At 68.3% G+C, this 20,789-nt stretch carries 21 protein-coding genes, 1 tRNA gene and 1 pseudogene; 6 read left to right on the top strand and 17 right to left on the bottom strand.

The window, feature by feature from the left end; genetic code table 11:
• Positions 1-9 precede the first annotated feature (9 nt).
• Positions 10-900, bottom strand: a complete 891-nt coding sequence (aztC, locus tag LTT61_RS30660) for a zinc ABC transporter substrate-binding protein AztC (protein ID WP_233017489.1) — start codon at positions 898-900, stop codon at positions 10-12.
• Positions 897-2,858 (bottom strand): zinc ABC transporter permease AztB, encoded by a 1,962-nt coding sequence (gene aztB, locus LTT61_RS30655; RefSeq protein WP_233017488.1) that lies wholly within the window; start codon positions 2,856-2,858, stop codon positions 897-899. The genes aztC and aztB overlap by 4 nt, the downstream gene beginning before the upstream one ends.
• Positions 2,859-2,917: 59 nt before the next feature.
• Between aztB and aztA the strand changes: the two genes are divergently transcribed.
• Both aztA and LTT61_RS30645 read left to right on the top strand, forming a co-directional pair.
• Complete coding sequence (aztA, locus tag LTT61_RS30650) at positions 2,918-3,610, top strand: zinc ABC transporter ATP-binding protein AztA (RefSeq protein WP_233017487.1); 693 nt, start codon at positions 2,918-2,920, stop codon at positions 3,608-3,610.
• 56 nt (positions 3,611-3,666) lie between these two features.
• A complete protein-coding gene (locus LTT61_RS30645) occupies positions 3,667-4,560 on the top strand; it encodes an SGNH/GDSL hydrolase family protein (RefSeq protein ID WP_233017486.1) in 894 nt (297 codons plus the stop codon).
• 9 nt (positions 4,561-4,569) lie between these two features.
• Here the strand turns inward: LTT61_RS30645 and LTT61_RS30640 are convergent, their stop codons facing one another.
• The 7 genes from LTT61_RS30640 to LTT61_RS30610 all read right to left on the bottom strand — a co-directional run bounded on the left by LTT61_RS30640 (position 4,570) and on the right by LTT61_RS30610 (position 10,071).
• On the bottom strand, positions 4,570-5,175 hold the full coding sequence (locus LTT61_RS30640; protein WP_233017485.1) for a GTP-binding protein: 606 nt from the start codon (positions 5,173-5,175) through the stop codon (positions 4,570-4,572).
• Complete coding sequence (locus tag LTT61_RS30635; RefSeq protein ID WP_233017484.1) at positions 5,150-5,494, bottom strand: DUF742 domain-containing protein; 345 nt, start codon at positions 5,492-5,494, stop codon at positions 5,150-5,152. The genes LTT61_RS30640 and LTT61_RS30635 overlap by 26 nt, the downstream gene beginning before the upstream one ends.
• The gene (locus tag LTT61_RS30630; RefSeq protein WP_233017483.1) at positions 5,491-5,916 is read right to left on the bottom strand and encodes a roadblock/LC7 domain-containing protein; all 426 of its coding nucleotides are present in this window, start codon (positions 5,914-5,916) and stop codon (positions 5,491-5,493) included. Before LTT61_RS30630 ends, LTT61_RS30635 begins: the two co-directional genes overlap by 4 nt.
• Positions 5,916-7,499, bottom strand: coding sequence for an ATP-binding protein (locus LTT61_RS30625; protein ID WP_233017482.1), 1,584 nt, complete (start codon positions 7,497-7,499; stop codon positions 5,916-5,918). Before LTT61_RS30625 ends, LTT61_RS30630 begins: the two co-directional genes overlap by 1 nt.
• A gap of 427 nt (positions 7,500-7,926) precedes the next feature.
• Positions 7,927-8,478 carry a YceI family protein gene (locus LTT61_RS30620; RefSeq protein WP_233017481.1) on the bottom strand — a complete coding sequence of 184 codons (552 nt, stop codon included), beginning with the start codon at positions 8,476-8,478 and terminating at the stop codon, positions 7,927-7,929.
• A gap of 49 nt (positions 8,479-8,527) precedes the next feature.
• Entirely contained in the window at positions 8,528-9,613 is a 1,086-nt protein-coding gene (locus tag LTT61_RS30615; RefSeq protein WP_233017480.1) for an LLM class flavin-dependent oxidoreductase, read from the bottom strand.
• Positions 9,614-9,696: 83 nt separating this feature from the next.
• On the bottom strand, positions 9,697-10,071 hold the full coding sequence (locus LTT61_RS30610) for a VOC family protein (protein ID WP_233017479.1): 375 nt from the start codon (positions 10,069-10,071) through the stop codon (positions 9,697-9,699).
• 88 nt (positions 10,072-10,159) lie between these two features.
• Here LTT61_RS30610 and LTT61_RS30605 point away from each other — a divergent pair, with 88 nt between their 5' ends.
• The gene (locus LTT61_RS30605; RefSeq protein WP_233017478.1) at positions 10,160-10,591 is read left to right on the top strand and encodes an SRPBCC family protein; all 432 of its coding nucleotides are present in this window, start codon (positions 10,160-10,162) and stop codon (positions 10,589-10,591) included.
• A 50-nt stretch (positions 10,592-10,641) separates the two neighbouring features.
• Here the strand turns inward: LTT61_RS30605 and LTT61_RS30600 are convergent, their stop codons facing one another.
• The 4 genes from LTT61_RS30600 to LTT61_RS30585 form a co-directional block, all read right to left on the bottom strand.
• The gene (locus tag LTT61_RS30600; protein WP_233017477.1) at positions 10,642-12,177 is read right to left on the bottom strand and encodes a DHA2 family efflux MFS transporter permease subunit; all 1,536 of its coding nucleotides are present in this window, start codon (positions 12,175-12,177) and stop codon (positions 10,642-10,644) included.
• A gap of 140 nt (positions 12,178-12,317) precedes the next feature.
• Positions 12,318-14,087 (bottom strand): exonuclease domain-containing protein, encoded by a 1,770-nt coding sequence (locus LTT61_RS30595; RefSeq protein WP_233017476.1) that lies wholly within the window; start codon positions 14,085-14,087, stop codon positions 12,318-12,320.
• A gap of 81 nt (positions 14,088-14,168) precedes the next feature.
• Positions 14,169-14,675, bottom strand: coding sequence for a hypothetical protein (locus LTT61_RS30590; RefSeq protein WP_233017475.1), 507 nt, complete (start codon positions 14,673-14,675; stop codon positions 14,169-14,171).
• 63 nt (positions 14,676-14,738) lie between these two features.
• Positions 14,739-15,563 (bottom strand): DUF1206 domain-containing protein, encoded by an 825-nt coding sequence (locus tag LTT61_RS30585; RefSeq protein WP_233017474.1) that lies wholly within the window; start codon positions 15,561-15,563, stop codon positions 14,739-14,741.
• Positions 15,564-15,757: 194 nt separating this feature from the next.
• Between LTT61_RS30585 and LTT61_RS30580 the strand changes: the two genes are divergently transcribed.
• A tRNA-Pro gene (locus LTT61_RS30580) sits at positions 15,758-15,834 on the top strand.
• A gap of 321 nt (positions 15,835-16,155) precedes the next feature.
• Here the strand turns inward: LTT61_RS30580 and LTT61_RS30575 are convergent.
• A protein-coding gene (locus LTT61_RS30575) for an IS3 family transposase (protein ID WP_420094717.1) occupies positions 16,156-17,321 on the bottom strand; the annotation gives its coding sequence in 2 pieces (ribosomal slippage) (positions 16,156-17,039 and positions 17,039-17,321; 1,167 coding nt in all).
• Positions 17,322-17,390: 69 nt separating this feature from the next.
• On the opposite strand from LTT61_RS30575, the pseudogene LTT61_RS30570 reads away from it, so the two are divergent.
• Positions 17,391-18,091 (top strand): annotated as a pseudogene (locus LTT61_RS30570) (integrase core domain-containing protein); the annotation flags it as partial.
• Positions 18,092-18,397: 306 nt separating this feature from the next.
• Here LTT61_RS30570 and speD read toward each other — a convergent pair.
• Both speD and LTT61_RS33015 read right to left on the bottom strand, forming a co-directional pair.
• Positions 18,398-18,727 carry an S-adenosylmethionine decarboxylase gene (gene speD / locus LTT61_RS33020; RefSeq protein WP_420094716.1) on the bottom strand — a complete coding sequence of 110 codons (330 nt, stop codon included), beginning with the start codon at positions 18,725-18,727 and terminating at the stop codon, positions 18,398-18,400.
• Positions 18,728-18,842: 115 nt separating this feature from the next.
• Positions 18,843-19,553, bottom strand: a complete 711-nt coding sequence (locus LTT61_RS33015; RefSeq protein WP_420094842.1) for an HAD hydrolase-like protein — start codon at positions 19,551-19,553, stop codon at positions 18,843-18,845.
• Between LTT61_RS33015 and LTT61_RS30565 the strand changes: the two genes are divergently transcribed.
• A complete protein-coding gene (locus tag LTT61_RS30565; protein ID WP_233017472.1) occupies positions 19,518-19,664 on the top strand; it encodes a hypothetical protein in 147 nt (48 codons plus the stop codon). The genes LTT61_RS33015 and LTT61_RS30565 overlap by 36 nt on opposite strands.
• Here LTT61_RS30565 and LTT61_RS30560 read toward each other — a convergent pair.
• Positions 19,645-20,235 carry a GMC oxidoreductase gene (locus tag LTT61_RS30560; RefSeq protein ID WP_233017471.1) on the bottom strand — a complete coding sequence of 197 codons (591 nt, stop codon included), beginning with the start codon at positions 20,233-20,235 and terminating at the stop codon, positions 19,645-19,647. The genes LTT61_RS30565 and LTT61_RS30560 overlap by 20 nt on opposite strands.
• Positions 20,236-20,789: the final 554 nt, after the last annotated feature.

Here is a 20,789-nt window from a genome sequence, read left to right as displayed (position 1 = left end):
TCTTTCGGATCACCCGGCGATGATGGCGGCGGTGTTGGCGCGCATCATGTCCAGGTAGGTGGGGGCGCCGCCGTCCGGCGGGGTGAGCGATTCGGTGTGCAGTGCGGTGACTCTCACCCGCACACCCGCCTGTTCGGCGAGGACGCGGGCGAGCCTGTCGGGCTGCGCGGAGTCGGCGAAGATCGTGGTCACCCCGGCCGCGCGCACCGCGGTCGCCAGCCCGGCCAGGTCGGCGGCGCCGGGCGAGGCCAGCGCGCTGCCGCTGGGCAGGACGACGCCGAGCACGTCGAGCCCGAAGCGCGCGGCGAGGTAGCCGAAGACGTGGTGGTTGGTGACCAGCCTGCGCCGCTCGGCGGGGAGCGCGGCGAAGCGCTCGGCCATCCAGCGATCCAGCTCGTCCAGCCGGGTGAGGTAGCCGTCGGTGCGGGCGCGCACGGCCGCGGCGTCGACGCCGGGCACGTCGGCGAGCACCCGGTCCCGGATGGCCGCCACCGCGGTGCGCACCCGGGCCGGGTCGGTCCAGAAGTGCGGGTCCGGGTTCGCGCTGTCGCGGTACGGCAGCGGGTTCACCTGCGGGCCCACCAGCAGCGTCGGCGTGCCGGCCGCGGCGGCGGACTCGACGTGGCGCAGCACGCCCTCCTCCAGGCCGAGGCCGTTGGCGACGACCAGCGCGGCCCGCTCCAGCCCGGCCGCCTGCTCGGCGGAGACGCCGAACGAGTGCGGGTCGCCGCCGGTCGGCATGAGCACGGTGACCGGGGCGGCGTCGCCGACAACGGCGCGGGTGAGGTCGCCGAGCAGGTCGGTGGTCACCACGATCTCGGCGCGCTCGGGGGTGCCGCCGCAGGCCGCGGCGGTGAGCACGGTCAGCCCGGCGAGCACCGCTGTGAACAGGCGCCTCATCGGCCGGCCCGGGCGAGGTGCGCGGGGGTGATGTCGAGCGGGAAGGCACGGGCGACGCGCAGGTCGTCCAGGTAGTCGATCTCGTACACGAGGCGGCGCTCCGGGTCGGTGAGGTAGGCGCGGGTGGTGTCGACGGCGATCCGGGCGGGGGCGCCGGGGGTGGTCAGCGGGCGGCGGGCGAGTTCGGCGCCGGTCGCGGGGTCGAGGGCGCGGAGCACGCCGTCCGGGGCGAGTGCGAGCACGGGGGTTCCCTCCCCCGCGGTGGCGGCGGCAAGGACCGGGCCGGTGTCGAAGCGGGTCCAGGTGCCGCGGGCGACGTCGAGCAGCCAGAGCCCGCGCCGGCCCGCCGGGGCGGTGAGCGCGCTCGCGCCGGGGCGCTGGGTGAAGGCGGTGGCGCGGTCTTCCGGGGCGGTGCCAGGGGGGTACGGGACCGTGCGGGCGGTCTCCCCGGCGACCACGAGCGCGCCTGTCGCGCAGCTGAATACGGCGCCGCGCCTGGTCACGGCCGCTGCCCGTGGTTCGGGGCAGGGCTCGGCGAGGGTGCGGCGGACGGTGCCGTCGCGTTCGCGCAGCCGCACCTGCCCGCTCGCGGGGTCGACGCTGGCCAGGGCGCCGTCGATCGGGAGGGTGGCGCCGGGCACGGTCACCGGAGCGGGGACGCGGCCCGCGTCCAGCGCGGTGCGGTCGAGGACGGTGGCGGTATCGCCCGAGTCGAGCACGGCGACAGCGCGATCGGCCGCGGCCGTGACGACGGGGGGCGCGGTGAACTCGCCGCGGACGCCGGGGGCCGTGCGGTAGTAGTGCGCGTGGTCGTCGTGGTCGACCATCCAGGCGCCGGCGTCGGCGACCCGTACGGTGCCGTCGGCGGAGAGGTAGGCGTAGCGGCCGTCGCTCGTGGCGGCGGTGACGCCGGGGAGCGGGTCGAGCCGGGTGAGCTCCTCCGTGATCAGGTCGAGCACCCGGATCTCGCCGGTTCCGGCGTCGGCGAGCACCAGCCTCGGCTGCTCCTCGGCGGTCTCCTCCGCGCCCTCGACGTAGCCGTGCGGAGCCTCCGCCTCCGGCGCGAGCACCGGGTCGGCGGCGCAGCCCGCCAGAACCGCGGCGACCGCGGCCACCGCCGCCGCCGGGCGGGCACCGCGACGCAGCCGCTCGCGCAGCGCGGCAAGCAGGGCGGAGCCGAAGAACAGCGCTACCGCGCACGCCGCGATCGTCGCCCCGGCCGCGGTGCCCGCATGCCAGGAGACCAACAGCCCGGCCACGGTCGCCACCGAGCCGAAGACCGCGGCCAGCAGCATGGTGGTCGGAATCCGGTGCGCCCAGTAGGTGGCGGCGGCGGGCGGCGCGATCAGCAGCCCGAACACCAGCAGCGTCCCGGCCAGGTGGAACGAGCCGACCACGGCCAGCGTCACCAGCGCGAGCAGCCCGGCCCTGGCGAGCCGCGGCCGCAGCCCGAGCACCTCGGCGATCCGCGGCTCGAAGGTGAGCGCGGTGAACCCGCGATGCCCGGCGGCGGCGAGCACCGCGGCGAGCAGGACGGCGCCGGCCAGCAGCCGGAGATCGCCCGCGCCGATGGCGAGCACGTCGCCGAACAGGTAGCCGGTCAGGTCGACCGCGAAGCTCGCCGAGCGGGACACGATCAGCACGCCGAGCGAGAGCATGGCGACGAAGAGCAGCCCGATCGCCACGTCCGGGGTGAAGCGGCGGTTCCGCCCGAGCACCGAGACCCCGGCGGCCATCGCCACCGCGCTCACCGCCGCCCCGGCGAGCAGGTTGCCGCCGAGCAGCGCGGCGACGGCGACGCCGGGGAGCATCCCGTGCGCCATCGCCTCGCCCAGAAAGGCCATGCCGCGCACAACGACCCACGTTCCGGCGATGGCGCAGAGGCAGGAGACGAGCAGCCCGCCCCAGAGCGCCCGCCGCACGAAGGTCACCGCGAAGGGGTCGAAGAGCCAGTCCATGAAGCGACACCCTAGAATGAACATGATTTTCATTTCAACTGTAGTGACAGGGGACACAGATGACCACCGAGGTGCGGCTGACCGGGATCGTCGCCGGCTACGAGGCCGGATCGGTGCTGCACGGCGTGGACGCGGTGCTGCCCGCCGGACGGGTGACGGCGCTGGTGGGGCCGAACGGGTCGGGGAAGTCGACGCTGCTCGCGGTGCTCGCCGGCGTGCTCGCGCCGACGGCGGGGTCGGTGCTACAGCCGCTGGGCAGGCCCGCGCTCGTCCTGCAGCACAGCGCGGTTCCGCCGACGCTGCCGATCACCGTCCGGGAGACGGTGGCGATGGGGCGCTGGGGGGAGCGCGGATGGTGGCGCAGGCTCACCCGGGCGGATCGCAGCCTGGTCGACGAATCGCTCGCGGCGCTCGGGCTCGCCGCGCTGGCCGGGCGCCGGTTGGACACGCTCTCCGGCGGGCAGCGGCAGCGGGCGCTGCTCGCTCAGGCGCTGGCAGCGCGCTCCCGGCTGCTGCTGTTCGACGAGCCGGGGACCGCGCTGGACGCCGAGGCCCGTGCCGCCGTGCACACGGCGCTCGGCCTCGCGCGGGAGCGGGGTGTCACCGTCGTGCACGCCACCCACGATCGGGACGACGCGCTGCGCGCCGACCACTGCGTCGCGCTGGCCGCGGGCCGGGTGACGGATGCGGGCCCGCCGGATCGCGTCTTGACGCCCGGCGTGACCTCGGCCACACTTCCTACCAGCCGGTAGCCGGACACTGGTGTCCGGCGGTCATCCGTGTTCCGGCACAGGCGAGGATCCGAATCATGCAGCAGTCCCGTCGGCTTCCCGCGCTGCGCGCCGTCGGCGCCGCGCTGGGCGCGTGCGCGATCGCGGCGGCCGGTGCCGGTGGCGCACCGGCGGCGCCGCAGCCCGAGGTGTACGTCGCGCTGGGCGATTCGTTCTCGGCCGGCTCCGGGATCGCGCCGAGCGCGCCCGCGAGCGGCATCCCCGGCGACTGCACCCGCTCCGCGCTGAACTACCCCAAGCTGGTGGCGCAGGCGCTGCGTCCGAGCGAGTTCCGCGACGTCACCTGCGGCGCGGCGGTGAGCGCCGACCTGGCGGGCAGGCAGTTCGGGCTGAGCGGGTCGGCGGCGCCGCAGTACGACGCGCTGACCCCGGACACCACGCTGGTGACGCTCGGCATGGGCGGCAACGACATCGGGCTGGTCCAGCTCGGGGTGAGCTGTATCAACCCGCTGCCGGAGCCGAACGGCGTCTCCTGCGCGGCGACGCAGACCGCGGGCGGCCGGGACCGGGTGGGCGAGCAGATCGAGCGCTTCGCCCCGGCCTACGGGGTCATGATCGAGGAGATCCGCCGCCGCTCCCCCGCCGCCACCATCGTGCTGGTCGGCTACCCGATCGGCATCCGCGACGGCGGCTGCCCGGAGACCCAGCCCGCGTGGGCCGCGGACGCCACCTACCTGCAGGGCAAGATCAATCAGCTGAACGACGTCATCCGGCGCGCGGCGGCCGAGCACGGAGCCGGGTACGTGGATCTGGAGCCCTCGACGCAGGGGCACGACGTGTGCGCGGAGCCGGGCGAGAGCTGGATGGTCGGCGCGCTGCCGACCTCGGCCGATGCCATCGTCCCGCTGCACCCGAATGCCGCCGGGCACCGCAACACCGCGCAGCAGGTGCTGGCCGCCCTCGACCGCTGAGCGGCCGATTCACATCCGCGATTCGAGCCGGTGGAAGAGGAACTCCACCAGGGTGATCAGCGAGCGCAGGCAGGTGCTGCGGTTGCGCGCGTCGAGCCGGACCAGCGGCGTCTCCGGGGCGAGGTCGAGCGCGTCGCGGACCTCCTCCAACGGATACGTCCGCGACCCGTCGAACTCGTTGATCCCCACCGCATACGGAACCCCACGCTCCTCCAACACCGACAACACCTCATCGGCCTTATCGATCCGGCGCGTATCGATCAACACCAACGCCCCCAACGCACCCCGCGCCAACTCCTCCCACAACGGCACGAACCGCTGCTGCCCCGGAGTCCCGAACAAATACAACGCCAACTGCGGATTCAACGTGATCCGCCCGAAATCCATCGCCACCGTCGTCGAGGACTTCCCCGGCAACCCCGCCATGTCATCCACCCCGACACTGGCCTCGGTGATCGTCTCCTCGGTCCGCAACGGACGAATCTCGGAAATACTGTTGACGAACGTGGTCTTCCCGACCCCGAAATTCCCCGCCACCAGCAACTTCACCGACCGCGTCACCGTCTCCGGCACATAATCGACCGACCGGTCAGGCCGGGAGAGCACGGAGCCCATTGAGAACCTCCTCGAGCAGAGCGATATCCGGCACCGCTTCCAACGGCCGCGGACTGGAAAGATGCTCACTGTCGAGCAGATCCGACACCACGATCTTCACCACCGACGGCGGCATATCCAGATACGCCGCCACCTCGGCGATCGACAGCGAACCCTTGCGACTGCACAGCGACATGACGCGCTTGGCGTCGGGGGTGGCGCCGGGTGAGACGTCCGCCGCCGCGGTCACCAGGGTGACGAGATCCAGTTCGCGGGTGGCGCGCGTGCGGCCGCTGGTGCGGACGTACGCGCGGACCAGATCGGGATCGCGGCGGATCATTGCAGGCCGCCGTCGTCTCTCCGCCGCGGCGCGCTGGCCAGCTCGTGCCCGACCCGGGCGGCGAGCTCGTTCATCCGGTGCGCGACGAGCCCCACGTCGAGGTCGGCGGTCGTGGCCACGCCGAGCAGGGCGCCCTCGCCAGCGGCGGTGATCATGATCATGCCCTCGTCGTACTCGGTCATGTTCTGCCGCACCGTGTTACCGCTGGTCCCGCAGAACTCACCGAGCGCCTTGCCCAGCGACCGCAACCCCGACGCCGCCGCGGCGAACCGCTCGGCGTCATCCTTGGAAATCCCCGCACTGTGCGCAATGCGCAACCCGTCATCGGACAACAGCACCGCGAACCGGACCCCGGGCACCTCGAGATCCTCGAGAAGCCACCCCAGTTTGTTGCTGCTGTCGGTCATGTTCGGTGTGCCCATCAGGATGTCGTCCCTTCCGTCTGTTCGGCTGCGGCGGCACGGCCGCTCTTGGAACCGGACTGCCACGCCGCCGCGATATCCGGCCGCGCCAACCCGGGATCGGTCCGCGGGCCACTCGCCCCGACGGCGGGCGCGACGGCCCGCCTCCGGCGCTTGGGCAGCCCGCCGCTGGTGATTTCGTGCACCGAGAAGGTGTGCTCCTCGTCGTTGTCGGCGGCGGGTGCGGGCTCGGCGGGCTCGGAACGCAGCGCGACCGGCGCCTCGGCGCGGACCGCGGCCACCGGCGGCTCGGCGCGCACCGCGCTGACCTGCGGCTCGGCACGGAGCGCGCTCACCGGCGGCTCGGCGCGGAGGGCGGCGGCCGGGGCCTCCAACCGGGCGGGCTGCGCGGCGAACCGCTCGGCGCTGCCATTGCCGTTGCCGTTGCCGTTGCGCACGGCCCCCGCGGCGACCGGCTCGGGCGCTGCCTCGAACGGCTCGGGCGCGGCCTGCGGCGGGGTGATCAGCAGCGCCTCGGGGATGTAGACCATGGCCCGCATACCGCCATACGCATTCGGCCCATCGATATACACCGTGAACCCATACCGCCGAGCAAGCGCCGCCACACCCGGAAAACCCACCTTCGGCGACGGACCCAGCTGATGGATATCCACCGACCGCTCCCCCGCCAGAACCTGACGCGCCTCCTCCATCTGCTCGGAATTCATCCGAACACCCGCATCATCGACAATCACGGTCACCCCGTGATGCCCCTCCTGAAACCCCACATCCACATACGACGTCGGCGGCGAATACCGCAACGCGTTATCCAGCAACGTGGCAAGCGTATGCACCAACGGCTCCACCGCCCGCGAGATCACCATCCGATCCAACTGATTCGACCGAACCCGCAGATAATCCCGCACCCGCCCCGTCGCACCACCCACCACATCGGTCAACGACTGCGACGGCCACCGACGACCAGGCAAACCACCACACACGATCACATACGACTGCGCCTGCCTGATCATCTGCTGCACCGAATGATCGATCCGCGTCAACGTCGCATACACCTCGTCATCACGATGCTCACGCAACGCCGCCGACACGACCTGACTCACATCGGCACCCAAACTCACCACCGACGTACCGAACGACCGCACCGCACCACTCGTGGCATCCCGCGCCGAACTCGACAACCGCTCCCGCACCGCCTCCTCGGCGGACTGCACGGCGACCCGGGACTTCTCCTCGCCGTCGCGGGCGGACTGCTCGCGGGTCTCGGACTGCAGCAGCCGCAGTTCGTCGGCGTAGCGCTCGGCGGTCCAGCGCAGACACTGCGCGAAGCGGGTGTCCTCCAGCGCGGGCGGCACCTCGACGGTGGGCGGCTGGCTCTGCTCGAAGCGGCGCACGGCCTCGGCGACGGTGGGTAGCGTGGTGGCGGCGAGCCGCTCCAGCGCCTCCTCGTGCAGGCGCTGCTCGGCGATCAGCGCATCGATGCGGGCCTGTCTGCGGCGCACCACCAGCACCGCGTAGATCGACACCGCCGCGACCAGGACGACGGCGACGATCCATGGAAGCACCAGGGCGAAATCTGGATTCATCAGTTCTCTCGTGTTGAGGGACTCGAGGATCGAGGGATCGGACGCGCACGATGCCGGGCGAGCTACCCGGAGGCGGGCGGCGGGGGCGGCGGCTCGGCAGGGGTGGGGCCGCCGCGAGAGGGGCTACCTCGTCTCACGATCACCGCCTTCCGCCACCGAGCCAGCAACGCCTTCGACACACTCAGCGGGCACACCGTGCAATGCCCTTGCCGTCAGGTCTTTTTCACCCATGACAACCAGCCTGGACGGGGCTGTCCGGCCACACGGAACCCGACGATGTGGCACACAGTAGCAGTATCACGAAAAAGTCTCGATCGGTCCGTCCCGGAACAATTGCGACATCTACGGTACGGTTCCCGCGAACCCCTGGGAAACACCGATCGGCCGGACCCCGCGCGGGTCCGGCCGATCGTGGTGTGGCGGGGCGTCAGCCCTGCAGGCCGACCTCGATCTCCAGCGTCAGGGTGATCTTGTCGCCGATCACCGCGCCGCCGTCGGGCAGCGGCATATCGATGTCCAGCCCGAAATCGCGGCGGCTGACCACGGTCTGTGCCTCGAACCCGGCTACCGGGCCGTTGCCCATGCCCGGATTCACCCCGAGGAATTCCACCTTCAGGGTCACCGGCTTGGTGCTGCCGCGCAGCGAGAATTCCCCGTCGACCTCGAAATCGTCGCCCTGCGGGCGGAATCCGGTCGCGGTGAAGGTGGCCAGCGGGAACTGCTCGGCGGAGAAGAAGTCGGCGGTGCGCAGGTGGGCGTCGCGCTGCGGGTTGTCGGTGGTCACCGAGTCCACCCGGATCTCGGCGTGCGCGGTGGCGGTGCCGTCCTCGGCGATCTCCAGCGCGCCGGAGAAGTCGGTGAAGCGGCCGCGCACCTTGCTCACCATGAGGTGGCGCACGGCGAAGCCGACGGTGGAGTGCACCGGGTCGATGGCCCAGGTGCCGGCGGCGAGGCCGAGGTCGGCGAGAGACTTGGTCATGGGTTACTCCTTGGCGTGATGGATGAATCGGTCAAGCGGGCGTGACGGGTCAGGCGGTCACGGCGGTGCGGGCCGCGAGCAGCGCGGCGTGCGTGGGGGCGTCCGGCACGTGCGCGGGCCTGCGGGCCGCGAACTCGCGGCGCAGCACCGGCACGACCTCCGCGCCGAGCAGGTCGAGCTGCTCGAGCACGGTCTTCAGCGGCAGCCCGGCGTGGTCCATGAGGAAGAGCTGGCGCTGGTAGTCGCCGAAGGACTCGCGGAAGCTCAGCGTCTTCTCGATCACCTGCTGCGGGCTGCCGACGGTGAGCGGGGTCTGCTCGGTGAACTCCTCCAGCGACGGGCCGTGCCCGTAGACCGGCGCGTTGTCGAAGTACGGCCGGAACTCGCGCACCGCGTCCTGCGAGTTGTGCCGCAGGAACACCTGCCCGCCGAGCCCGACGATCGCCTGGTCGGCCGAGCCGTGGCCGTAGTGCTCGTAGCGCTGCCGGTAGAGCTCGATCAGCCGCTGGAAGTGGCCGCGCGGCCAGAAGATGTTGTTGGCGAAGAAGCCGTCGCCGTAATAGGCGGCCTGCTCGGCGATCTCCGGGCTGCGGATGGAGCCGTGCCAGACGAAGGGCGGCACGCCGTCCAGCGGCCGCGGGGTCGCGGTGAAGGACTGCAGCGGCGTCCGGAAGCGGCCCTCCCAGTCGACCACGTCCTCGCGCCAGAGCCGGTGCAGCAGCCCGTAGTTCTCGATGGCGAGCGGGATGCCGTTGCGGATGTCCTGCCCGAACCACGGGTAGACCGGGCCGGTGTTGCCGCGGCCGAGCATGAGATCCACCCGGCCGTCGGCCAGGTGCTGCAGCATCGCGAAGTCCTCGGCGATCTTCACCGGGTCGTTCGTGGTGATCAGCGTGGTCGAGGTGGAGAGCTGGATGCGCTCGGTCTGCCCGGCGATGTAGCCGAGCAGGGTGGTCGGCGAGGACGGCACGAAGGGCGGGTTGTGGTGCTCACCGGTCGCGAAGACGTCGAGCCCGACCTCCTCCGCCTTCTTCGCGATGGCGACCATCGCCTTGATCCGCTCGGCCTCGCTCGGGGTGCGGCCGGTGGTGGGGTCGGTGGTCACGTCGCCGACGGTGAATATTCCGAACTGCACGGGACCCTCCTCGCAATTCCATTGGTTGATGTGGCAACCAGTTGAACACGGGAAGGTTCCGGACTATTCCGGAGTGACCGGGGTCACTTCCAGACGAAGCAGAAGGTGTGCCCGACCGGGTCGCGGTAGACCCGGAACCGGTCGTCGTCGTGCGGCTCCAGCAGCACCGCGCCGAGTTCGAGCGCGCGCCGCTCGGCGGCCTCGATCTCCGCGACCAGCAGGTCCAGGTGCAGCTGCTGCGAGCCCCTCGGGTCAGGGAAGACCGGCGGGGTGTACTCCGGCGCGCGCTGGAAGGCGATCCGCCGCCCGCCCGGCTCGATCAGCACCTGCCAGGTCGGGTCGTCGTCCTCGTCCACGACCTCGCCGCCGAGCAGGCCGGCGTAGAACCGGGCCAGGGTGGCCGGTTCCGGACAATCCAGGACGACGGTGCGCAGCGTCGCCACCGGGTCGGTGGTCATCGGGGCTCCCCTCTTTCGCGGTCCGTCCCCAGGTACCCGGACCCGCGCGCGGCGAAACGACCCGCCGCGCCGGGGATACCATGCGCGCATGGCAAAGCTGAAGGTCTCCGCCGACGTGCCGCTGACCCCCGAGCAGGCGTGGTCGCACGCATCCGACCTGGCCGAACTCGGCACCTGGCTCACCATGCACGAGGCCTGGCGCGGGCCGGTGCCCGAGCAGCTCGCCGCGGGCACGACGCTGGTCGGGGTGGTCAGCGTGAAGGGCATGCGCAACCGGGTCACCTGGACGGTCACCGAGGCCACGCCGCCGCGCACGCTGGCGCTGCAGGGCGCGGGCAAGGGCGGCACCAAGGTGGGGCTGCGCTTCACCGTCGCGCCGAAGGGCGACGGCGCCTCGGTCTCCATCGATGTGGAGCTGGGCGGGGCGCCGCTCTTCGGGCCGATCGGGTCCGGGGTGGCGCGCGCGGTCAAGGGCGATTTCGAGCGCTCGCTCGATTCCTTCGTCGCCAAGTACTCCTGAGACGGCGACGGGCCCGGCCGCTTCCGCTGCCGGGCCCGTCGACCGGGAGCTCAGTGCATGAGGACCGGCGCCTCGGCGCCCTCCGGCGCCTTCGGCTTGGTGCGCGGCAGGAAGAACGCCGGGATGAAGGTCAGCACGATCAGCACCAGCGCCACCACGTAGGTGTGGCCGAACGCCTGCGCCGCCTGGTCGAGCCCCTCCTGCACCGCGGCGGGCGGCAGCTGGGCCGCAACCCGCGGGTCGAACTGCGCGGCGATCGCGGGCCCGGCCAGCGGCTGCTTCTCGAGCAGCCCGGTCAGCACCACCGACATGAGCGCGGTGCCGATGGAGCCCGCGGTCTGATTCACGATGTTCATCAGCGTCGAGCCGCGCGCCACCTGCTGGTGGTTCAGCGTCTGCAGGGCGGCGGTCATCACCGGCATCATGGTGCAGCCCATGCCGAGCCCCATGACGAAGAGCGAGCCGAGCAGGAGCGGGTACGACGAATCCGCCTCCAGCTGGGTGAAATAGACCGTCCCGAGCGTGATCAGCACCAGCCCGGAAAGCACCACCTTGCCCGGTCCGGAGCGGTCGACGATCCGGCCCGCGATCGGCATGCTCAGCATGGCGCCGAGCCCCTGCGGGGCGATCAACAGCCCCGCCCAGAGCGCCGACTCCCCACGCACCTGCTGCAGGTACGAGGGCAGCAGCAGCCCGGCTCCGAAGAAGGCGATGGCGAAGAGCACCATGGTCAGCACCGCGAAGGTCAGCGCGCGGTTCCGGAAAAGCCGCAGATCGATCAGCGGGTGCTCGGTGCGCAGCGCGTGCCGGACGAAGAGCCCGAGCAGCACGACGCCGACCAGCGCGGGGACCAGCACCTTCGGGGTGAGCGCGGTGCCCGCCTCGGGAATGCTGGAGACGCCGTAGAGGAAGAGCGCGAGGCCGGGCGAGGCGAGCAGCATGCCGAGGAAGTCGAACGACTCGGACGGCTGCGGGTCGTCGGCGGGCAGCACGACGAAGGCGGCGATCAGCGCGACCGCGCCGATCGGCACGTTGATCAGGAAGATCCAGTGCCAGCTCAGGCTCTCGATCAGCCAGCCGCCGAGGATCGGGCCGCCGATCGGGCCGAGCAGCATCGGCACGCCGAGGATCGCCATCAGCCGCCCGACCCGCTGCGGGCCGGCGGCGTGGGTCATGATCGTCATGCCGAGCGGCATCAGCATGCCGCCGCCGATGCCCTGGATCACCCGGAACGCGATCAGCGTCTCGATGTTCCAGGCCAGGCTGCAGAGCGCCGAGCCGAGCACGAAGAAGGTGAGCGCGGCCAGGTAGAGCCGCTTGGTGCCGAAGCGGTCCGCCGCCCAGCCGGTCAGCGGGATCACCGTCGCCAGGGCCAGCGTGTAGCCGGTCATGGTCCAGGCCGCGATGGCGTAGCTGGTGCCGAACTCGAGCTGGAAGGTCGGCAGGGCCACCGTCACGACGGTGATGTCGAGGATGGACATGATGGCGCCGAGCACCACCACGCCCGCGACGCGGAAGACCGCGCCGTCCAACTTGTCGGAGGCCGGGTCGGACCCGGTCGCCTGGATATCCGGAGGTTGCGTCACCGCTTGAGCCTGCCATCGGGAGCCGGTCAACACCAAACAGCGGACACCGGCCGGTGGCGCCGCCGCGGAACGCGCTGTCGAGCGGGGCGGCGGTTCGAGTCGACGACATTCGGCTCGGCGGCGGCGGAGCCGCGCGATCGCTAGCCGAGCTCCACCCCGTACCCGGCGGCGAGCTCCGCCAGCCCCGTGGGATACCCCTGCCCGACCGCCCGCAGCCGCCATCGCTCGCCGCGCCGGTAGACCTCGGCCAGCAGCAGGGTGCGCTCCTCGGTCGCGGCGTCCAGGGTGGCCTGGGCGAAGCCGTCGATGTCGAGTTCGACCGGGCCGACATCGCCGAAGGTGATTCCCGGTTGTTCCAGTGCGGCGGCGATCACGATGCGGGTGCGGCCGGGGCGGAGCGCGGTCAGGTCGAGTTCGACGGCCTGTTCGGCCGGGCCGTCGCAGGTCAGGGTGGCGCCCCGGGTTTCGGGCTGGTTGTAGAAGACGAAGTCGGCGTCCCTGGCCACGGATTCGGTGTCGTCGAGGAGGAAGGCGACGAGGTCGACGGTGTGGGTGTGCCAGGAGGCGCGGATGGTCCATCTGGGCTGGTCCGGAAGGTCTGTCACCTGGCCGCGGGCGAGGGTGGTCGTGCTCGCGGCCGGGGTCGGGGTGCTGTGCTGCACGAGTTCCGGACCGTGGATGGGGAGGCCGAGCCTCCGCGCGCGGGCCAGTCGCTGGTCGGGGCGGCCGCCGGGGAGTGCGACGACGTCGGTGACGCGGGCGGAGAGGTTGGCCGCCGCCGCGCCACCGAGGTTCGTTACCGCGGCGCGGATTCGGGCGGCTTCGGTGTGGGTGCCGCCGAGGACGATAACGCGACGGCCGGTGAGCGGTCCACGGACGGTGTCGCGTGCCCCTCGGTCGTCGTGCGGACCTCCGGAAGGCTTTTCCTGGACACCGACCGCGCCGACGGCCTGGCCGAGACGACCACCGTCGATCGGACCTCCAGCCCCCGCGTCCTGGTCCTCGGACGCGCCCGCAGGCAGCGCCCCGAGCGCCTCCCCGGCCCGCACGTCACCCAGCAACCGCAGGAACTCCCCCTCCCGCAGCACGACCGTCCCCAGCTCCCGCGCCCGCCTCGCCTTGGCCGAACCCGAACCCGGGTCGTTGCAGACCAGCACACTCGTCCGCCCGCTCACCGCGCCGGTGACATCGAGCCCCGCCGCCTCCGCCCGCGCCACCAGCACCTCCCGTTCCAGCGCGGTGTCCCCGGTGATCGCCACCTTCATCCCCTGCACCAGCGGCTCCCCCGCGGGCAACCTCCCCGGATACCGGTACTCGCACAACGGCTTCGCCCCGGCTCGGCTGCGCGGCCACCGCGCCGGTTCGTCGGCACAGTCCAGCACCGGAGCCGAGATCCCCAGCCGCGCCGCGTCACCCGCCAGCCCGCGCAACACCCCCGCCAGCACCCGGGTGTCGTCCAGCGCGTCGTGCGCCCGCCGCTGCACCACCCCGTAGTGCGCCGCCAACGTCGCCAGCTTGAAATCGACCGTGGGCAGGGCGATCCGCCGAGCCAGCGCCAACGTGCACATCCGGCTCCGCACCGGCATCCGCACCCCGGCCCGCCGGAACTCCGCCGCCAGGAACCCGTGATCGAACCGCGCGTTGTGCGCCACCAGCACCCGCCCGCTCAACACCCCGGCCAGCTCCCCCGCCACCCGCCCGAATTCCGGTGCGCCGCGCAGGATCTCGCGCGTCAGCCCGTGGATGTGCACCGGCCCCGGATCCCCGCCCGGATCGACCAGCGTATGGAACTCCCGTACCACCGCCCCCGCATCGTCGAGCAGCAGCGCCGCCACCGACAGCACCCGGTGCTGTCCCGGCCGCAGCCCCGTCGTCTCCACATCCACCAGCGCGTATGACCCCAGCTCCACCGAAATACTGTGCATCACCGCGATTTAGCGCCGGCAACCGACTACGCCTGAACCGGTACCGGCCGCGCGGCGAGCGCCGATTCAGGGAACGAACACCTCGGTGGTGGCCGGAATGCCGGGCCGGTCGGTCCGCAGGGTCAGCGCGACCCGTCCCGGCCCCGAGTCCACGTGGACGAAGAACGGCCGCGAACCCGTGTTCCCCGCCGGAACGAAATGACTCACCGAACCGCTGCCGCCGGTGTCGAGATTGCGCCAGTCGACGATCGCGGTGACATCACACGCCAGCACGGTCGGTGCGAAGGTGCCCAGCGGGGAGAACCCCTGGGTGATCCGCAGCTCGATGGAGTGCGCGGTCCCCGGAAAGACGTGGTATTCGGCCAGCGGGCCGTCGTAGGCGACCCCCGCGGCGGTGAGCATCCCGACGCAGAACCCGTCACCGAGCGTCCACGCCGGAGCCGTCCGCAGTTCCGTGGTGGCGCAGCTCCGGGGTCCGACATTCGACGCCCCGAGCTGGCAGGGGTCGGCGGCACCCGCAACGCCGGGGCCCGCCAGTGCCATCGCCGCTCCCAGGATTCCGGCGGCTGTCATCGAAACCAGTCCTCGTGCGATCGTCATGTTTCGATGATCGGGCGCTACCCGGCCCGCATTACGCTAATGAACCTTGCGGAACTTGGCATCGAGGAACGTGAAGACCGCGAACGCCGCCAGCCCGACCGCGACGACGAGCAGCAGCACGGTCCCGTACGGCTGACCCGCCAGCGTCTTGAGCGCCACATCCAGCCCCGTCGCCTTGTGCGGCTGACTCTGCACCGCGGCCACGATCACGAGCACCCCACCGCCCGCGTACACCGCACCGAGCGCCGCGTACCCGACCTGCCCGAGCCGGATCACGAGCCGCTCCGTCGACCGCCCCGCACCCCGGAAATCCTGCTCCTCCCGAAACCGCTTCGACCAGCCGTGATGCGCCACGAACACCCCCGCGACGACAATGGCGAGCCCGATTCCGACCACCGCCACCTTCCCCCACTCCCTGCTCAGCAGGTTGCCGACGAGAGCGAGCTGCGCCTGATCGGTCGAGGACGCCGGTTTCCCGTTCGCGAGCTTGATCGCGCTGTAGGCGAGGTAGCCGAACAGCACCGCCTCCCCGAAATTCATGACCCGCAGCAGCCTGTCCCTCCGACTGCTCCGCGCACCCGTGACCGCCTCCAGCAACTGCCACAGCACGGCGACCCCGAGCCCGACTGCGATGAGCCAGAGCACCAACTCGCCCTCCCGATGCTCCGCGAGACTCTGCAACGCCCCGGTCTTGTCCGCCTTCCCGACCCCGTCGCCACCGAAATCGCCGAGCGCGAGCTGCACGCAGACCCAGGCCACGAGGAGATGGACCAAGCCGTACGCCACCAGCCCCGCCCGCGCCGCCATCTGAAACGGCGCGCTCCGCGCCACCTCACGATGGACCTGACTCGACTTCCTCATAACCACACCACCGACAGACCGTAACCGTGCGGATCACATACCGCTCTACGCACGGTTCGCAGCGGGGGCGCCAAGGTCGCCGGGTCATCCGTGCCGAACTGGTTCACCGATGCCGACACCTGCCCTGACCAGCAGATTAGCGTCCGGAGCGAGACCTGCGGTAATCTCATCGGGCACCTGAACGCAGGATGCAACGGGCTGTGGCGCAGCTTGGTAGCGCACTTGACTGGGGGTCAAGTGGTCGCAGGTTCAAATCCTGTCAGCCCGACCATGACGCCCTTACTCGAACCAGTGACTGAAAAGACACTGGGGAGAGTAAGGGAGTCTGCATCACCAGAAGCCTCCGCACCGCGGGGGCTTTTCTGCTGTCTGGGCGGGGTTTGCCCGCATCCCGCGCCACGAACCTGCCGTCCCGCGTAGGCGCGTTTGGCCTCGTGCAGCTCGGTGAAGATCGGTGTTTTGTCGTCATCGGCCACTTCGAGGTCATCGAGGTAGAACCGCTCGTAGAAGGCTTGGTTAAGATGCCGCCGGACGTTGTCCGGTGCTGTCCGGTAGAGCGCTTGGGGGCTGGTGCACGGACAGGTGACTGTGGTTAGGCAGCCTGTCGGGCTGCTGGGGTCATGATTGCTTCGTACTCGATCGGGGTCAACCGACCGAGCCGGTCCTGGCGCCGACGACGGTGGTAAGTGCGTTCGATCCAGACCACGATCGCGATCCGAAGCTGCTCGCGGGTCTCCCAGGCTCGCCGGTCCAAGACATTGCGTTGCAGCAGGCTGAAGAAGCTCTCCATCGCCGCGTTGTCACCGGCCGAACCCACTCGACCCATCGACCCCACCATGCGAAACCTGTTCAGCGCGTGCACGAAGCGGCGGGCTCGAAACTGCGCCCCTCGGTCGGTGTGGACCACGCAGCCGGCCACCTCACCGCGGCGAGCCACCGCGTTGCGCAAGGCGGTCACCGCCAGCCTCGAGGTCATCCGCGAGTCGATCGAATAGCCGACGATCCGACCGGAGAACACGTCCTTGACCGCGCAGATGTAGAGCTTTCCTTCACTGGTCCGATGTTCGCTGATGTCGCTGAGCCACAACTGATTCGGGCCATCGGCAGTGAAATGGCGGCGCACCCTGTCGTCGTGGACCGGCGGCCCCGGCCGTTTGCCCGAACCTCGGCGGGGTTTCCCGAACGCACTCCACCACCGGTTCGCCGAGCAGATCCGCCACGCCGTCCGACCGGCCATCGGCTCACCCGCAGCGCCGGCTTCGTCGGCCAGGAATCGGTACCCGAACTCCGGGTCGTCGCGGTGCGCGTCGAACAGGGCATTCGCGCGGTAGGCCTGCGCGAGTTCGGCCGGAGTGATCGGGTCGGCCAGCCAGCGGTAGTAGGGCTGGCGGGCGAGCTTGAGGACCCGGCACGTCACCACGACGGGTATCCCGTCGGCGGCGAGCTCTTTCACGAGCGGGTAGATCTTTTTCCCGGCAGCTGGGCCTGGGAAAGATAGGCCGCGGCCCGGCGCAGGACCTCGTTCTCCTGCTCGAGCAGCCGGTTGCGGCGCCGCAGCTCCCGCAACTCCGCCGACTCCGAGGTGGTGGCTCCCGGCTTCACACCCTCGTCGACATCGGCCTGGCGCATCCACTTCGACAAGGCCATCGGATGGATCCCGAAGTCGGCCGCGATCTGGTCCAGGGTCACCCCTTCGTCGCGGTTGCGCGCAACGCGGACGACATCGTCACGGAACTCGCGGGGATAGGGCTTGGGCACGTAGACATCCTTCCAGGCCCGCCAATCGGCAAGCCAGATCGATGACACCTACCCGTGCACCAGCCCCATATCGCGGTCAGGACCGTGACCAGGCAGTTGCAGAACCTGGGCTTGAACCGACGCCAGTTCATCGACCCGACCGGTGAGAACAATCGCCCGCCACGCCAGATCCTGGCCCAGCGGCCTGGGCACATGGTCCATGTCGATGTGAAAATGGTCAGACGCATCCCCGACGGTGGTGGCTGGCGAGCACACGGCCGCGGCTCCGCCCAGGCCAAGGTCGCCACAACCGCCAAGAAGCGTGGCGCCAAAGCCGGCTACGTCTACCTACACTCCGCTGTCGACGGCTTCTCGCGGCTGGCCTACACCGAGGCGTTGGACGACGAAACAGCCTTGACAGCAACAGGATTCATGGATCGGACACGAGCATTCTACGGTGCCACGGGATCATCTTCCTTGAGCAAATCGTGACCGACAACGGCTCTTGCTACCGCGCTGCCGACTTCGCCAAGACGTTGCGCGGCGCTCGCCACCAACGCATCACGCCGTACACACCGCGTCACAACGGGAAGGTCGAGCGCTACAACCGGATGCTGGCCGAGGAGTTCCTCTACGCCCGCGAATGGACCTCCGAACACCAACGGGCTAACGCACTCGGCGTCTGGAACGTCCACTACAACTACCATCGACCACATTCGGCTGCCGGGAACCGACCACCAGCCAGCCGCCTCCGCGCGGGCGTCACCAACGTCATGGCCTCATACACCTAGCTAGGCATCACAGTCATTCGTCGCTGGGCTACCTGACGCCAGACGAGTACGCAGCCCGCTGCAGCCATACCCATCAGCCATCCGGCGGCTTGCGATATGAACTGAATCGGATCGATCAAACCCGGACTCTATTCCCGGGTGGTCGCATCACCGTGGACCGGTCAGGCAAGGCAATTTGGTTCGTTTCACAACCCTATATCGATAGGATTTTGTACCGAGAGTCGCTGGATGCAGTTCGAGCAAAGTAAGGCAACGCCAATCGAGTTGGTCCGGGCGCTGAGGGCTCTGGGTCTGATACCACTTCGCTTAGTGGCGGAGACTTACCTTTACTGAAAAACTAGAAGCTTTGAAGGACCTACTAGCAATGGACGCGGCAAGATCGGAATCATACTGCTTACATGAGAAAATATCAAGATATATGGATTTCGCTTCGTTGACGAAATGGGCAGAGACCAACGATGTCTCGATAAGTTGAGTCATCGAGTATCCGGCAATCTCTGCGCGTTCACCAAAGTGCACAATATTGCACTCGCCGAAGCGCCTAAACCCCAATGTCAAACACAATTCCTCAACGAACTGCCGAATATGCGCAGAGTCCTGGATTAAATCTGGATCACAATCATAGAGATCAATCATCGACGACTGCCCCCATGGCTGGACGCTACGATCAGCTTTTACCGACGCCATCATCAAATCGTACCACAGAGTTGTGCACATACGCGCTCACGTAAAACAAAGGAAGACAGCATTCTCATAGTCGCAAACTCTGGATGACGTAGTCCGGTGACGCTGCCGCAGAAGAAGCCCGGCTCTGAGTCCCTGCACCAGTCAAGACCAGCGCACTCGACCATCCGTACCTTGCCGCGCCAACTACATCGGTCTGCAGTTGATCGCCGACGGCTAACACGCGACGTGGTTGTTGGCCATCACACCAGTACGCATTGCAAGCATCGTAAAAGGAGGTAGATGGCTTTCCGAAGTTTCGAACATCGACGCCAGAAGCGATCAAGTCTGACACCCAAGGGCCAAGACCAGTGGTGAGCCCTCTTGCTGTGACGGATGCGGCGTCACAGCTAGGCACAAGTACAGGCCGATCGAGACGTCTAAGTCGTGCGAGCCAGTCGGCGCGATTGTTGTCAGGCAAGCTTACAAGTAAGACAAAGTCGCACTCTTCCAGCGGCACAATCTCAGCCAGCGTGTCCCTCACGAGTCCTGAATCAACTGCTGCACCTACAAGGTGTATGCGGCATGGACGACTTTCCGAGCGCAGAAACACCCAGTCACGAAGGAGCTGCGCGGAGCTCACGAGCGAACTGTAGTGGCGGTCGATACTGAGACCGAACATTTTATCGAGCCTAGCTATGTTAACCTCAGCTGTCTTGCTGGAATTAGTTATGATTAAGACATCTCTGCCACTATCCCGCACGTGGCTAAGAAGCTCTTTGACGCCATCGTAGACAATACGACCGTCGTGCAGAACACCCCACTGGTCGAGAGCGAAACCATCGAAGCTGTCCAAAATGTCGGCGAAGCCATCAAGTACCTGAGTCAAATTAAGATTCCTTCAGCATAGTTAGAACGGTTGTACTGAGACGTCGAGCTATCGCCATGACAGTTAATGAGGAATTAGTGCCTCCTGAAGTCGGCATTGAACTTGCATCTGCGACATAAACTCCTGGCGCCTCAATGACCTGATTATCGGCGGCAAGTACAGAATCGGAATCATTCTGTGTCGCAATTGCACCGCCGTGATGGTGCGCTGAAACAAGACTTGCGCCGGAAGGAACTGGCTGAATGCAAACTGACCTTAGGCCTAAAGTATCAGATATTAGTTCTAGCTGCTTCGCAACCGCTTCCTGTCGGCGCAGATCCTGATCATGCGGGCGGTAGTGAATGAAAGTCTTCCCGCCGGCCATCGTTAGAAATTTTTCGTCAGAAACATTCGACTCTCCTTTGTAGCTAACTTTTACACAAGTAAAACCACGAGCCTCTTGCTTTAGGAATGAATCGACATTGGCACCAGCGAGCTCGAGATGTTCTTTACGCCGATGTGGTATTTCGACCGCTCCGGAGTCGTATAGGGCAAACTTGCCTCCTTTTGACCTCATTCCATTCTCGTCATAGGAATAGAACGACTTGATCACCGTTGAACTGAAACTCCCAACTCTTCTGTCAAGCTCAGTGCTGCTGAGGGGCGTATCAAGAAGGCCATACGCAACTCTTTCTAGCGTAAACGTCAATCCTTTTCCTAGTGCCGAGTTACTATTCGGAAGGTCTGATCGCATCAAGATTGGCACTGTATTGAGAGGGCCACAGGCCAGTACAAGAGAGCTGGACCTGACAACCAGTGACCTCTTTTTGCTCGACGCAATAGTAATCGCAAGCGGGTGCTTCCGCGACCGGCGATTGAACTTTACGACTGAGTGGGATGACAAAATCTCGAACCTGCTGTCTGTTGCAAGCCGGGACATAACATCTACATAATAGTTCGGCCGTACCAACATAGGGTGCAAACGAGTAGTCGATACAGTGAGAGGATCGATAGGTGAATCTTCCCAGGTGCGTCCGCCGAGACAGGACTGCCCAATATAAGCATCGAATCCGGAATGGTGCGTAGAATCAACGATGAACCGTTCGAACTCACTAGAATGCTGACGATCCTTGAAGTATCGACAATCTAGCTCACGATACTTCTTCT

This window comes from Nocardia asteroides, from assembly GCF_021183625.1.
Lineage (GTDB): Bacteria > Actinomycetota > Actinomycetes > Mycobacteriales > Mycobacteriaceae > Nocardia > Nocardia asteroides_A.
This window is presented reverse-complemented; position numbering and strand designations above follow the sequence as displayed.

Bases quoted from the DNA above. Each gene is read 5' to 3' on its own strand.
- LTT61_RS30620 (WP_233017481.1), bottom strand. From the start codon at position 8,478: ATGACCAAGTCTCTCGCCGACCTCGGCCTCGCCGCCGGCACCTGGGCC.
- LTT61_RS30590 (WP_233017475.1), bottom strand. From the start codon at position 14,675: ATGACAGCCGCCGGAATCCTGGGAGCGGCGATGGCACTGGCGGGCCCC.
- speD (WP_420094716.1), bottom strand. From the start codon at position 18,727: ATGATTGATCTCTATGATTGTGATCCAGATTTAATCCAGGACTCTGCG.
- aztB (WP_233017488.1), bottom strand. From the start codon at position 2,858: ATGGACTGGCTCTTCGACCCCTTCGCGGTGACCTTCGTGCGGCGGGCG.
- LTT61_RS30605 (WP_233017478.1), top strand. From the start codon at position 10,160: ATGGCAAAGCTGAAGGTCTCCGCCGACGTGCCGCTGACCCCCGAGCAG.
- LTT61_RS30610 (WP_233017479.1), bottom strand. From the start codon at position 10,071: ATGACCACCGACCCGGTGGCGACGCTGCGCACCGTCGTCCTGGATTGT.
- LTT61_RS30645 (WP_233017486.1), top strand. From the start codon at position 3,667: ATGCAGCAGTCCCGTCGGCTTCCCGCGCTGCGCGCCGTCGGCGCCGCG.
- LTT61_RS30635 (WP_233017484.1), bottom strand. From the start codon at position 5,494: ATGATCCGCCGCGATCCCGATCTGGTCCGCGCGTACGTCCGCACCAGC.
- LTT61_RS30625 (WP_233017482.1), bottom strand. From the start codon at position 7,499: ATGAATCCAGATTTCGCCCTGGTGCTTCCATGGATCGTCGCCGTCGTC.
- LTT61_RS30640 (WP_233017485.1), bottom strand. From the start codon at position 5,175: ATGGGCTCCGTGCTCTCCCGGCCTGACCGGTCGGTCGATTATGTGCCG.
- LTT61_RS30630 (WP_233017483.1), bottom strand. From the start codon at position 5,916: ATGGGCACACCGAACATGACCGACAGCAGCAACAAACTGGGGTGGCTT.
- aztA (WP_233017487.1), top strand. From the start codon at position 2,918: ATGACCACCGAGGTGCGGCTGACCGGGATCGTCGCCGGCTACGAGGCC.
- LTT61_RS30585 (WP_233017474.1), bottom strand. From the start codon at position 15,563: ATGAGGAAGTCGAGTCAGGTCCATCGTGAGGTGGCGCGGAGCGCGCCG.
- aztC (WP_233017489.1), bottom strand. From the start codon at position 900: ATGAGGCGCCTGTTCACAGCGGTGCTCGCCGGGCTGACCGTGCTCACC.